This window comes from Halomonas sp. JB37, assembly GCF_002332255.1.
Taxonomy (GTDB): Bacteria; Pseudomonadota; Gammaproteobacteria; order Pseudomonadales; family Halomonadaceae; genus Vreelandella; species Vreelandella casei.
Window position 1 is genome coordinate 694,402 of sequence record NZ_NRGW01000001.1, and the last position, 12,233, is coordinate 706,634.

9 protein-coding genes are annotated in these 12,233 nt (G+C 54.6%); 8 read left to right on the top strand and 1 reads right to left on the bottom strand.

Annotated elements, in window-relative coordinates; translation table 11 throughout:
- Positions 1 to 132 precede the first annotated feature (132 nt).
- Positions 133 to 861, bottom strand: coding sequence for a DUF481 domain-containing protein (locus CIK78_RS03395; protein WP_225734251.1), 729 nt, complete (start codon positions 859 to 861; stop codon positions 133 to 135).
- A 142-nt stretch (positions 862 to 1,003) separates the two neighbouring features.
- Here CIK78_RS03395 and CIK78_RS03400 point away from each other — a divergent pair, with 142 nt between their 5' ends.
- The 8 genes from CIK78_RS03400 (at position 1,004) to urtB (ending at position 12,232) form a co-directional block, all read left to right on the top strand.
- A complete protein-coding gene (locus CIK78_RS03400) occupies positions 1,004 to 2,683 on the top strand; it encodes a sensor histidine kinase (RefSeq protein ID WP_096282241.1) in 1,680 nt (559 codons plus the stop codon).
- Positions 2,684 to 2,793: 110 nt separating this feature from the next.
- Entirely contained in the window at positions 2,794 to 3,531 is a 738-nt protein-coding gene (locus CIK78_RS03405; protein ID WP_096277229.1) for a response regulator, read from the top strand.
- 438 nt (positions 3,532 to 3,969) lie between these two features.
- Positions 3,970 to 5,298: a citrate:proton symporter gene (locus tag CIK78_RS03410; protein ID WP_096277231.1), complete on the top strand. Its 1,329-nt coding sequence runs from the start codon at positions 3,970 to 3,972 to the stop codon at positions 5,296 to 5,298.
- 273 nt (positions 5,299 to 5,571) lie between these two features.
- The gene (locus CIK78_RS03415) at positions 5,572 to 6,570 is read left to right on the top strand and encodes a tripartite tricarboxylate transporter substrate binding protein (protein WP_096277233.1); all 999 of its coding nucleotides are present in this window, start codon (positions 5,572 to 5,574) and stop codon (positions 6,568 to 6,570) included.
- A gap of 136 nt (positions 6,571 to 6,706) precedes the next feature.
- Positions 6,707 to 7,189, top strand: a complete 483-nt coding sequence (locus CIK78_RS03420; protein ID WP_096277235.1) for a tripartite tricarboxylate transporter TctB family protein — start codon at positions 6,707 to 6,709, stop codon at positions 7,187 to 7,189.
- A gap of 53 nt (positions 7,190 to 7,242) precedes the next feature.
- Positions 7,243 to 8,736, top strand: a complete 1,494-nt coding sequence (locus CIK78_RS03425; protein WP_096277237.1) for a tripartite tricarboxylate transporter permease — start codon at positions 7,243 to 7,245, stop codon at positions 8,734 to 8,736.
- A gap of 508 nt (positions 8,737 to 9,244) precedes the next feature.
- Entirely contained in the window at positions 9,245 to 10,534 is a 1,290-nt protein-coding gene (gene urtA, locus CIK78_RS03430; protein ID WP_255249117.1) for an urea ABC transporter substrate-binding protein, read from the top strand.
- A gap of 87 nt (positions 10,535 to 10,621) precedes the next feature.
- The gene (gene urtB / locus CIK78_RS03435) at positions 10,622 to 12,232 is read left to right on the top strand and encodes an urea ABC transporter permease subunit UrtB (protein WP_096277239.1); all 1,611 of its coding nucleotides are present in this window, start codon (positions 10,622 to 10,624) and stop codon (positions 12,230 to 12,232) included.
- The last annotated feature ends 1 nt before the right edge of the window (position 12,233 follow it).

Genomic DNA, 12,233 nt, shown 5'->3' on the forward strand with positions numbered 1-12,233 from the left:
CGCAGCAAAAAAAAAGCGCCATTCATTGAATGGCGCGAGGACAGGAAACTGGACACAGTATATCGATAATATAGACCAACGTCTAACTCGTTTTATTTTGGTGCGTAAAAAAATAGCCTGCACGCTTTTGGCTCACCAGCGGTAAAGAAGTGACGCACTCACGGTGCTGTCGGTACGCTCACTGGCATCGGCAGGTGGTTCGGAGTTGTGCTTGATTTCGTGTGACAGGCGTAACGAAAGCTTTGAATTGAGACGTGCGGTAAGCGCTGTTAGCGAGCGGGACGTGACATTTTGCTCGGTATACTCCAATGACATTTCCTGCTGAAGATCGGCATAGTCAGAAAACCCCCAGCGGTAGTCGAGTGCGGTGTAGGCCACTGCCAGTCGATCGTTGTCGTCATCTCGTAAGCGATCATGACGGTAGCCGGGGCCTGCTTCTAGCGACAGGGTATGGGCATCGGTCTCAAGGATCTGTCGGCCATAGCCGCCAATCACGGAGAGCTGCTGGTCATAGCCGGCAAAGCGGTCTTTTTCCCACCGGGCGAAGCCAAACAAATAGTGAGGACCTTCTAAATCATAGCGCTCTCGTCCGGCCACCAAATATTGCTCAGCGCTGGTTTCATCATCTTTAGTCACGTTGCGGACTTCACCGCGCAGCGAGTAGGTATAATTGCCCGTTAGCCACGTTAACAGCATTTTGCCAATCAGCGTTTGGCTGTCGGTGTTGCCTGAAAGGCGCGTAAAGCCGAATTCAGCATCACCGCTGAAAACCGGGGCGTCTTCTTTCGGCGCCGGTGGTGCATAGAAAGGGCTGGCATAAGCTGCGGTTAGCCACAATGGCCAGCAGGCCAGCAAAAGCATCCATCGAGTGATCGCCACAAGGTCCCTCCTTGAGTAAGGCATTCGGCCATTATATCAGCGAACGATGACAGAAAGTGGCGACGTTCAACGCCGTTTGCTGGCGCGTGTCATAATGACGCTATCACGTATTTTGAGCGTATCTATGACCCTTTCTCGCCCCCGCACCTTAGCTGACCTTCAGCGCTGGCGCCGCACTCGCGCCAGGCGCAGCTGGTATAAACGCAGCTTTCGTCTTCAGGTAATGCTGTTGGTCGGGCTATTGCTAGCCGGCATGCTACTGGCACAGGGTACGTATCTCAATCATCGTAAGGCGGAAATTATTAGCCAACAGATGGGCGAGCGGGCGCTGGCGGTGGCAAAGACGGTGGCGTCGATGCCGCAAATTATCAACGCGTTTGCTATTCCCGATCCATCTTTCATCATTCAGCCGCTCGCGGAGCGCATTCGCCATGAAACAGGGGCGCGCTACGTGGTTGTGGGTGATGCGCAAAGCAGGCGCTACTCGCATCCGGTGCAGGAGCGGATTGGCGAGAAAATGGTGGGAGGAGACAACGAACAAGCGCTGATTTATGGTCAATTCTATGTCTCAGAGGCGACCGGCTCGTTGGGTACCGCCATGCGAGGAAAAGCCCCCATTTGGGATGAAGAGGGCAATATCATTGGCGTTGTTTCCGTCGGGTTTATGATGGACCGCGTTGCTATGGATGTCGGTAGGCACACCAGCTTCGGCTGGTGGCTGGTCGGGCTAATGATTTGCTTAGGTTTTGCCGGGGCTTACTGGCTGTCACAGCATCTTAAACGCGTGATTTTGGGGCTTGAACCCTATGAAATTGCCCGCTTAGCGATGGAAAAAGAGGCCATTTTGCAATCGATTCACGAGGGCGTGCTGGCAGTTAATCGTGAGGGCCATATCACGCTGGTTAATCAGCAGGCGCGGCGCTTTCTTAATCTAGACGATGCGCATGTGCTGCTCGGACAGCCTATCCGCGGGGTGGTGCCGAATTCTCGGCTCTTAGAAGTCCTTAAGCACGGCGAGCGGGAGTTTGATCAGGAGATGTGGCTAGGCGATCACCCGGTGGTGGTGAACCGCGTGCCGATTCTGCATGAGGGCGAGATCGAGGGCGCGGTGGCCACGTTTCGTAGCCGTCGCGAGATCATTGATCTGTCTCAAGCACTGACCCAGGCCAGCCGCGACGTGGATATGCTGCGCGCTCAGGCGCATGAGTTTTCCAATAAGCTTTACACTATTTCGGGCTTACTACAGTTAAAGCGCACCGACGAGGCGCTGGCGCTGATTCACCAAGAAACCAAGCGTACCCAGGCGCAGATGAGCTTTTTAATGCGCCATGTAGCTGACGCCGTGCTTAGTGGCACGCTACTGGGTAAACTCACCCGGGCGCGGGAGCTGGGCGTGGCGCTGGAAATCGACTCGCAAAGCTCGCTTTCTTGCCCGCTCACGCCTACCGGGCAAGAAGTCATGATGAGTGTGGTCGGCAACCTGCTAGATAACGCCTGCCACGCCGCGCTTAATGGGCCGAGTAAGGAGCCTAAAGTGCGCCTGTTTTTCACCGACCTAGGCGAGCAGCTGCTGATTGAGGTGGAAGATAACGGCCCAGGCGTGCCCGCTGAACTCGCAGAGTCGATTTTCCAAGACGGCTTTTCAACCAAAAGCGGCAAGCATCAGGGCATTGGCTTAGCGCTCGTTGCAAGGCTTTGTCGTCAAAACGGAGGAGCGGTGACGCTAGAGGAAAGTGAGCTTGAGGGCGCGTGTTTTATCGCCGTGTTAGACCGCTCGCTATGCGCCGCTTCTCGCACCGTATGAACGCAGCGCTTTGGGTCTAATCGACATAAACGAGCAACACCGGCGCCGGTTACCATCGCCACTACACATTGCCACTACAACAATGATGAAACATTGCTAGGGGAAAACGCATGTCTGCCAAGCAATACGGCATTTTGGTCATCGAAGATGATTTTCGCATTGCCGATATCCATAAAGCCTTTATTGAGCAAAGCGACGGTTTTTACGTCGTCGGTATGGCGCGCAATGGCAGTGAGGCGAAAGCGCTGATGGCCCAGCATGCCAATGATATTCATCTGATTTTGCTGGATGCCTACTTACCCGATGTGGAAGGTCTGGAGCTTTTATGGGCAATTCGGCGCGACTATGTGCATGTGGATATCGTGATGGTAACGGCCGCGCGCGAGGTGGAAACGATTAGCGAGGCGCTGCGCGGTGGGGTCTTTGATTACTTGATTAAGCCAATTGAAGCCGCGCGAATGAGCCAGATGCTCATTCGATTTCGCCGTGAACGCGAAGTGCTGGCCAACTACGCAGAGCTGAGCCAGGATGAATTGGATAACGTACTGGCCCGATTACAACCCAGTGGTGCGGGACGTTCGGCGCAGAAAACGCGCGTGCTGCCCAAAGGTATTGACCGCCTAACCCTTCGTGCAGTGGTGGCCGCGCTTCAGGCATCATCTCAGCCTCAGGCCGCTATGCAGGTGGCGCGGGAGATGGGCACTAGCCGCTCCACGGCGCGCCGCTATTTAGAGTTTTTGGTCTCGGTGCAGCTGGTAAACGCCGAGCTGGGCTACGGCGATGTCGGCAGGCCCGAGCGCCGCTATCGTTTGGTCGGTGACGCCTTGCCTTGGTGTGAAGAGGAGTAGCCTCGTAGGAGGAGGCGATGCCTGTGAGCAAAATGCACACAACGCTCAAAACGAACTTTTTGTCCATTATGTTCATAACGTTGAGAGGCGGTGTGCCAATCCTTTAATGTGCGCTCAGCACGCCAGCTAGTAATGATTTCTTCACAAGAAGAGCGCCATGATCGTCAGCATCCCTGATATTAAGGCGTTTTAGAGGGTCTGGACTGCCTCCGATGTTCCTGACTGGACCTAGTGTCACCCTTAAGGTGAATGCGTAGGATCCTTCCATATTTCAGCCAATTTCTAACGTTAGTCATTCCCTTTGGCGGGGAGAATACCCCGACTCAGTTATCAGGCAACCAACGCTCGTCGCTAAGTCTATTGAGACCTAAGGTGGGCGCGTGTTTGGCGTTGCTAGGGATGATTAAGCTTAAGAATTAAAGAAAAGGTTAATGACGAATGAGCTTAAGTGTCATTGGTTTTATCACCATCATCGTTATCGTCGGCCTCCTTATTAGTGGGCGCGTCTCTCCTCTGGTGGCAATGGTTATTCCGCCGGTAATTGCAGCCTTTGCGGCAGGCTTTGATGCGACGGATCTAGGCGAGTTTTTTAGTGCGGGGCTAAGCTCCGTAATGAATGTTGCAGTAATGTTCATTTTCGCCATTATTTTCTTTGGAATCATGCAGGACACGGGGCTGTTTGAGCCGGTGATCAATAAGATGATCGCCCTATCGAGAGGCAATATTATTACCGTCGCTCTGATTACCGTGCTCATTGCCATGGTGGCTCAGTTAGATGGCTCCGGCGCATCCACGTTCCTAATTACGATCCCGGCGCTATTGCCGCTCTATCTGCGGCTACGTATGAATCCTTATTTACTGTTGCTACTTATTGCCGGCTCCGCCTCCATCGTGAATATGGTGCCGTGGGGTGGGCCATTGGGGCGCGTGGCATCAGTACTTGATGTAGATGTCACTGAATTATGGTATCCGCTGATTCAGATTCAGGCCATCGGCGTGGTGTTAATGCTGGCGCTGGCGGTTTTTATGGGAATTCTGGAAAAACGCCGGATTTTAAGAACCTACGGCACGCTTCAGCCGGGCCAGGAGCATGACGAAGGCTCACTGACCCAAGGCGTCTTCTCAAACGATGTTGATGCCAGCCTGCTGCGACCAAAGCTGATCTGGGTTAATGCCATCATCGCTACTGCCGTCATCACGATTCTGGTTGCCGGTATATTGCCTGCGGGATTGGCGTTCTTACTGGGTGTCGCTGTGGCGCTGCTGGTGAACTATCGTACGCCTAAAGAGCAAATGGCGCGCATTCAAGCGCATGCGCCGAGTGCCTTAACAATGGCCTCTATCATTATCTCCGCTGGCCTGTTTCTGGGGGTCTTGAACGGTACGGGCATGTTGAATGCCATCGCCAACGATGTGGTGACGGTGCTGCCGAGCGCCTTCTCCGACTACCTGCATATCATTATTGGGGTGCTGGGTGTGCCGTTGGACTTGCTGCTTAGCACGGATGCCTACTACTTCGCTCTGTTCCCTGTGGTAGAGCAAATCGGGCTCTCCTTTGATATCGACTCGTATTCAACAGCCTATGCCATGATCATTGGTAACATCGTGGGCACCTTCGTATCTCCCTTGGCTCCCGCCGTGTGGCTGGCGCTAGGTCTCTCCGGTTTAGAGATGCACAAGCACTTGCGCTACTCGTTCTTCTGGATGTGGGGGCTGAGTATCGTGCTATTGATGTGTGCTGTTTTACTCGGCGTGATAGCCGTTTGATCCACGGATGCTTCACGGCTAAGCTGAATTTGGGGTGCCGGTAGCAATGGAAGGCGGCGCATTCTGGACGATGCGCCGTCACAGCGTTAATGCGCGATTAATGCGAGTGAACACAATGAACAAAATGCCCATAAAGAACTTTTTGTCTTTTATGCGCATAAGCTTGTCGGTCAGGGGCACCGTCTTCTAACGTTCGCGACGTGTCATCACATAATAAGACCAATATTTATACCAATACCCATACAACAACACTGAGATATGGAGAACGCCATCATGACCTCGCTTACTCTCAAGCGCTTATCTGTATTTGCTCTACCGCTAGCCGCATTTGCTGGAATGACGACCGCCGCACAGGCGCAAGAGTGGACGCCAAGCCGCTCGATTGAATTCGTCGCGCCAGCTAATCCGGGCGGTGGTTGGGACACGCTTGCCCGCACCATGTCGCGGGTGATCCAGCAAGAAGGGCTGGCCGATGAAAGCTTCGCTGCGATCAACGTACCCGGCGGTGGCGGTGCCGTCGCCTGGGCACAAGTGGCACGCGACACCGGCAACCCGCACAAGCTGTTTGCGACCAGCCCACCGATGATTCTGGTACCGCTGGCAGGCGCCTCACGCTATGACCACACCGATTTTACCCCGGTCGCTAGGATTAATACCGACTACTCGATCATTCTGGTCGCGGCGGACTCTGAGTATCAGACCCTTGAAGATCTGCTCAATGCGCTGAAAGAAGACCCGAGCTTGAGCGTGGGCGGCGGCAGTGCGCCTGGCTCCATGGATCATATTGCTATTGCAGGCTTGGCCTCAGCGGCGGGTATGGACGCCTCATCAGTCAATTACATTCCTTTCTCCGGTGGCGGTGATGCCATGACCAACCTGATGGGCGGCCACATCGAAGCCGTTGTCGGTGGTGCCGGTGAAGCGGTTGGCCAACTTGGTGAAGGAAGCCAGCTTCGTGCGCTGGGCGTCTCGTCTGAAGAGCGCCTGGGTGGTGGTTTGAGTGAAGTGCCTACCTATCAAGAGCAGGGCTTTGACTACACCTTCGATATTTGGCGCGGCATCATGGGCACGCCGGATATGCCTGAAGAAGCTGTGGCTTACTACGAAGATCTGTTCGCTGAAATGCTTGAAACCGACGCCTGGCGTGAAGCGAGCGATCAGTTGGGCTGGATCGACGCCTACCAAAACAGCGAAGAATTTGGTGCTTTCCTGGATCAGCAGCAAGAGCAGTTCAGCGATGTGCTGAGTGAGCTTGGTTTGCTGCGCCAGTAATCCTACTCCTGTATAACCCAGCCGCTTGAGTGCGGCTGGGGCACTACTGTTGTTAACTACTTGTTTTTATTAAATATCGTGACTAAAGCGGGTTGTTAACGACAGTCGGTGCGTTGGCTCCTTCGGAGAGATTCCTATGACTCGTTTAAATACCAATCAGTGGTTAGCGCTGGTATTGGCGCTATTGGCTGTCGCCTACATCGCGATGGCATGGCAAATCCCGACCTTCCCGCTACCGCGGCCGGTCGATTCGGACCTGTTTCCCAAAGTATTGGGGTTTTCTTTATTGATCCTGTCGGCTTTTCTATTCTTTGAGAAGCCTACGCCGATTGCCGGTGCTGACGAAATTGATCAAGAGGCACAACAAGGGCCGCTGCTATTAACGCCCTGGGCTCGGATTATAGTGACCTCGCTGGCGATTGCCGCCTATGCGTTTTTACTGGTGCCGTTGGGCTTCGTGCTCGCCTCAGTGCTGCTCTGCGTCGGTTTAACGGCTTACTACGGCTACCGCCGCCATACGGTTAACCTCGCGACATCGCTGGGGGTAGTACTAGCGCTCTATCTCACCATGACGCGAGTGATGGACGTCTATCTACCCACTGGCGTGCTGCCTTTCTAAACCAGCCGTTTTAGCCGAAATTAAGCTAGCAGGTCTTTAAGAGAGTAATTCCCATGGATGCCTTCAATAATCTGATGTACGGCTTTGGCATCGCGCTTGAGCCGATGAATATCGCTTACGTATTTGCTGGCGTGTTCGCCGGTACTATTATCGGCATGCTGCCGGGCTTAGGCCCTATCAGCGCACTTGCCCTCATGATTCCTATTACCTTTTCCATGGAGCCTTCGTCAGGCTTAATTCTAATGGCAGGGGTTTATTACGGCGCCATCTTCGGCGGCTCTACGTCATCGATTTTGCTCAACGCCCCCGGCGTGGCGGGCACGGTGGCGACCTCATTTGACGGCTACCCGATGGCCAAGAAAGGCCTGGCGGGTAAAGCGCTGGCCATTGCCGCCTATTCGTCATTCGTGGGCGGCACGGTGTCGGTTATTTTCCTGATGCTTGTTGCACCGCTGCTGTCGAAAGTGGCCGTCAGCTTTGGTCCTTCTGAGTACTTTGCGCTGATGGTGCTGGGCTTAACCGCCGTGGTCTCGCTGTCGGATAAGTCACTGGTCAAAGGGCTCATTGCCGCCGTGGTTGGGGTGATTATCTCGATTGTGGGTATCGATATGCAGACCGGCACCGAGCGCTATACGTTTGGCTCCATTCAGCTTCTCGATGGCATTGATTTCCTTGTCGTAGCGCTGGGTATTTTCGCGCTTGCCGAGGTGTTTTATATGCTACTGCGCGGCGGCGGTGGCAAAGAAGCGCCGCGCAATGCGATTGGCTCGCTGAAGTTGACCCGCAGTGAAGTAAAAGAGATTGCTGGCCCGGTTGGCCGTAGCTCGGTGCTCGGTTTCTTTACCGGCGTACTGCCAGGCGCGGGTGCAACCATCGGCTCATTTTTGGGCTACAGCATGGAAAAGCGTATTGCTAAAGATGGCCACACCTTTGGACAGGGCAATATCAAGGGCGTTGCGGCACCAGAAGCCGCCAATAACGCTGCTTGTACCGGCTCCTTTGTGCCGCTATTAACGCTAGGCGTGCCTGGCTCGGGTACTACCGCGGTGCTACTGGGTGCGCTACTGGTAATGGGCGTGAACCCTGGCCCCATGATGCTTGAGCAGCGCCCGGACGTGTTCTGGGGCGTGGTCGCCAGTATGTATATCGGCAATATCTTCCTGCTGGCGCTTAACCTGCCGCTGATTCCCTATATCGCCAAAATTCTCGATATGCCCCGCCCATTGCTGCTATCACTCATCCTAATCTTCTGCATGATCGGCGTTTATGGCATGAGCTTCAGCGTGTTTGATCTGCTGCTGCTGTTGGGCTTTGGCTTGGTTGGCCTGGGAATGCGCCTGTTTGGTTTCCCGGCGGCGCCGCTAATCCTGGCGCTGATTTTGGGTAATATCATGGAAGAGTCCATGCGCCGTGCGCTGCAAATCTCGGGTGGCGATTGGACAACCTTCATCGATAAGCCGATTGCGCTGGGGCTGCTGCTGGTTGCCTTACTGTCGCTTGGCTTACCGCTACTGAAAAAACGCCGCAAGAAAAGTGCCTCTGTGTAACTCATTAGCGGTACGTTTTGGATGATTAATAAGGAGCCTTGGGGATACCCAGGCTCCTTTTTTGTATCTCACGCTTTTATTGGCTTTGTAACCAGATAGTGAGCTTAGCGTTGCTGTTGTGTATCGGCGTCCGGTAAGTACCCGATTGGTGCAAGGGGCTTTATTGGTGCATTGATAGCGTGCTTAAGTTCAGGCGCCGTGCTTAATGTTGGTGCATTCGGCTAGGCTATGGTTTTTTATAATATCAGTAAGTCATTGAATAAATGGTTGTAAATAAGTGTTGTGCCAATCTGGCGCACCCCTTGCAAGTGTTAATGGCTAGTGGACGTATTGGGGGGAACTAACACCGCAGCCCTAAATGCGACGCCAATTAACAAGCCCCACACATAAGGGGTGCAAGGAGGTTCAAGTGATCACATTGCCATACAACACAAGCGCTCGCTCGACACACCTGAGCGCAACCCGCTCGCCGGGTCGCTTTGCGCTCGCCTTGCTCGCCGCTGCCGTGATGGGAGCTAGTGCTCAGGCCATCGCTCAAGATGCTGATCAGAGCGAAGACCCGATTAAGGTCGGCATTCTACATTCGCTCTCCGGCACTATGGCGATCAGTGAGACCGTTCTTAAAGACACCGTCGAAATGTTGATTGAACAGCAGAACGAAGCGGGTGGCCTGCTGGGTCGCCAGCTAGAGGCCGTTGTCGTCGACCCCGCTTCTAACTGGCCGCTGTTTGCTGAACGCGCCCGTGAGCTGCTGGCTCAGGAAGAAGTTGACGTTATTTTCGGTAACTGGACCTCGGTTTCCCGTAAAGCGGTGCTGCCCGTCGTGGAAGAACTCAACGGCCTGCTTTTCTACCCGGTGCAGTACGAAGGTGAGGAGTCCTCAGAAAATGTCTTCTACACCGGCGCGGCGCCTAACCAGCAGGCGATTCCTGCCGTTGAGTATCTGATCAACGAAGTGGGTATCGAACGCTTCGCGCTGATCGGCACCGACTACGTGTATCCGCGCACGACTAACCGGATTCTTGAGGCGTTTCTCAAAGATGAGTATGGCATCGCCGACGAAGACATCATGGTCAATTACACGCCATTCGGTCATTCCGATTGGCAGAATATCGTGTCTGAGCTGAGCCGTTTTGGCGAAGAGGGTAAGCGCACCGCCGTCATCTCGACGATTAATGGCGATGCCAACGTGCCGTTCTACACCGAGCTTGCTAACCAGGGCATCGATGCCGCCGATATTCCGGTCATCGCCTTCTCCGTGGGCGAACAGGAGCTTACCGGTATCGATACGGGCCCGCTAGTGGGTCATTTAGCCGCTTGGAACTACTTCATGAGCGTCGATAATGATGACAACTATGACTTTATCGATGCCTGGATCGACTACACCGGCGACGAAGAGGCAGTGACGAATGACCCGATGGAAGCACACTACATTGGGTTTAATATGTGGGCAGAAGCGGTTCGTAAAGCAGGCACCACCGATGTCGACAGCGTAAAAGATGCGATTATTGGCGTGACGGTGCCGAATCTATCCGGTGGCTACGCGGCGATGATGCCCAACCATCACATCACCAAGCCGGTGCTGATTGGTGAAATTCAAGACAACGGCCAGTTTGATATTGTCTGGCAGACGCCGTCTACCGTGACAGGCGATGCTTGGTCGGATTACCTACCTGGTTCGCGTGATCTGATTGCTGATTGGCGCAAGCCGATAGAATGCGGCAACTTTAACGTCGTTAACGGCTCTTGCGGCGGCAGTACCGCTGTAGAAGAAGCCGAAGCGGCCCTCGCAGAATAACGATGATTTCCCTCTACGCCTGACTGAAAAGTGAGGCGTAGAGGAGCACGCTACTTTTCCCTCTCCGATAACCAAAGGAAGAACCCCATGAGGCGTTTCCTTTCCTTAGGGCTACTGTGCCTGCTGTTGTTGAGCATCACAGTCACCTCGCAAGCCCAAACGAGTTCTACAGCTAACGCTGACGCCGCCGCCCTTGAGCTGCTAGAAGCGCTGAACGTTAAATCATATAGCGCTAAAGGCGACGCCATCACCGCTATTTTGCAAAGCGATGATGAGCGCGCCCGCGATTGGCTGCAGGCGCTATTGGATGGCCGCTTACAGAGTACCGACGATGGCAGAATAGTGCTGGTGCTCGACAACAGCGGCCGCGAGTGGCCGGTTGCCGATGTACTAACGGGCGAAGCGCTGGGCCAGATGTCGCGCCGCGACTTAGATCGTATCGGCATAAATAACGCGCTGCGCAATCAGCTGCGTAGCGCCATCGCCGTGGTTGACCTTTACTCGCCTAACATTGAGCGTCGTCGCCACTCGGCAGAACGGCTATTGGGCGAAGTGGATGAAACGCTGGCCGAGCCGCTCAGTGAGCTGATTGCCGGCGAGCAGGATAGCCAGGTTGTCCGCAGGCTTTCCCAAGCGTTAGCGATCTACCAAGTGGAAAGCGGTGAGCTGGCGGGCGTTGAAGCGCTGCGTGGCAGTCTGCATCCTCGCGCCCGAGTCGCGCTAAGCCGCGCCGTGAACGGAGATGACCCCATTGTGGCAGACGCAGCGGCGAGCGCTTTGGGCAGCATTGAACAAAATCTCAAGATTAATCGTGGCTTGGAAACGCTCTACTTCGGTTTAAGTCTCGGCTCGGTACTAGTGCTGGCAGCGATAGGCCTGGCGATTACCTTTGGCGTCATGGGCGTGATCAATATGGCCCACGGTGAGCTGATGATGCTGGGCGCTTATACCACCTGGGGAATGCAGCAGCTGCTGCCCGGCCAGCCGGGGCTGGCGCTGATTCTTGCTATTCCTGCGGGCTTTATGGTCGCAGCGCTGGCGGGTATTGCCATCGAGCGCGGCGTTATTCAGTTTTTAAAAGGCCGCCCGCTGGAAACCTTGCTGGCGACCTTCGGTATCAGCTTGATTCTACAGCAACTGGTGCGCACCGTTATTTCACCGCTTAACCGTACGGTGATTACCCCTGAGTGGATGAGCGGCTCTTTAGTGATCAATGATGCGCTGTCTCTCACGCTTAACCGTATGGTGGTGCTCGGTTTTGCGCTGGTGGTGTTTGCGGCGCTGATGCTGATTATGCGCCGCACACGGCTAGGGCTTGATGTGCGCGCCGTGACGCAAAATAGGGCCATGGCCCGCTCGATGGGCATTCGCGCTACCCGTGTCGATATTATGACCTTCGCACTGGGTTCGGGCGTGGCCGGTTTGGCAGGTGTCGCGCTTTCCCAGTTGACCAACGTCGGCCCTAACCTGGGGCAAAACTACATCATCGACTCCTTTATGGTGGTGGTGTTTGGCGGCGTCGGCAATCTGTGGGGAACGCTGGTGGCGGGCCTCTCGCTGGGGATTATTAATCAGGTATTAGAACCTTGGGCGGGCGCAGTGCTGGCCAAAATTATCGTCTTGGTCTTTATCATCCTATTCATTCAAAAACGCCCGCGTGGACTCTTCCCGCAGAAGGGCCGGGCTGCGGAGGGCTAAA

Coding starts and splice junctions, on each gene's coding strand:
- CIK78_RS03395 (WP_225734251.1), bottom strand. CDS start 861: ATGCTTTTGCTGGCCTGCTGGCCATTGTGGCTAACCGCAGCTTATGCC.
- CIK78_RS03400 (WP_096282241.1), top strand. CDS start 1,004: ATGACCCTTTCTCGCCCCCGCACCTTAGCTGACCTTCAGCGCTGGCGC.
- CIK78_RS03405 (WP_096277229.1), top strand. CDS start 2,794: ATGTCTGCCAAGCAATACGGCATTTTGGTCATCGAAGATGATTTTCGC.
- CIK78_RS03410 (WP_096277231.1), top strand. CDS start 3,970: ATGAGCTTAAGTGTCATTGGTTTTATCACCATCATCGTTATCGTCGGC.
- CIK78_RS03415 (WP_096277233.1), top strand. CDS start 5,572: ATGACCTCGCTTACTCTCAAGCGCTTATCTGTATTTGCTCTACCGCTA.
- CIK78_RS03420 (WP_096277235.1), top strand. CDS start 6,707: ATGACTCGTTTAAATACCAATCAGTGGTTAGCGCTGGTATTGGCGCTA.
- CIK78_RS03425 (WP_096277237.1), top strand. CDS start 7,243: ATGGATGCCTTCAATAATCTGATGTACGGCTTTGGCATCGCGCTTGAG.
- urtA (WP_255249117.1), top strand. CDS start 9,245: ATGGGAGCTAGTGCTCAGGCCATCGCTCAAGATGCTGATCAGAGCGAA.
- urtB (WP_096277239.1), top strand. CDS start 10,622: ATGAGGCGTTTCCTTTCCTTAGGGCTACTGTGCCTGCTGTTGTTGAGC.